This window comes from Komagataeibacter diospyri, from assembly GCF_006538165.1.
Lineage (GTDB): Bacteria > Pseudomonadota > Alphaproteobacteria > Acetobacterales > Acetobacteraceae > Komagataeibacter > Komagataeibacter diospyri.
On the sequence record NZ_BDLU01000005.1, the window covers coordinates 1 to 537 of the forward strand.

The following is a 537-nucleotide window of genomic DNA, read 5'->3' on the forward strand; positions in this document are numbered from 1 at the left end:
TTGGCCGACTGATGAAGGACAACGGAATCCGGCCCGTGCGCACCCGTCGCCACAAGGTCACGACCGACAGCCACCACCAGACTGGCATTGTGGCCAACCTTCTGGATGGCGACTTCCCTGCTGATAGGCCCAACCGGAAATGGGCGGGAGATATCAGCCATATCTGGACAGCCGGGGGCTGGCTCTATCTGGCGGTCGTCATCGATCTGTTCAGTCGTCGCGTGATCAGGTGGGCTGTCAGCGACCGGATGAAAAAGGATCTGGCCATCCGTGCCCTGGACATGGCGGTACGGCTGCGTGATCCGGCGCCCGGCTGCATTTTCTACTCTGATCGTGGCAGCCAGTACGGCTCTCATGATTTTCAGGAAAAGTTGCTGGCCCATGGGCTGCCGGCTTCAATGTCCGGAAAGGGAAACCGTTTTGACAACGCTGCTGTCGAAACGTTTTTCAAAAGCCTGAAGGCGGAACGGCTCTGGAGACAGAACTGGCCAACCCGTCGCCCGGCTACGAGCGCCATCTTCCAGTATATCAATGGGT

1 protein-coding gene is annotated in these 537 nt (G+C 58.7%); it reads left to right on the plus strand.

Annotated features, from left to right (window positions below; translation table 11 throughout):
* Positions 1–537, plus strand: a 537-nt coding sequence (locus tag MSKU9_RS00740) for an IS3 family transposase (protein WP_141259454.1), incomplete at both ends; no start/stop codon positions are given.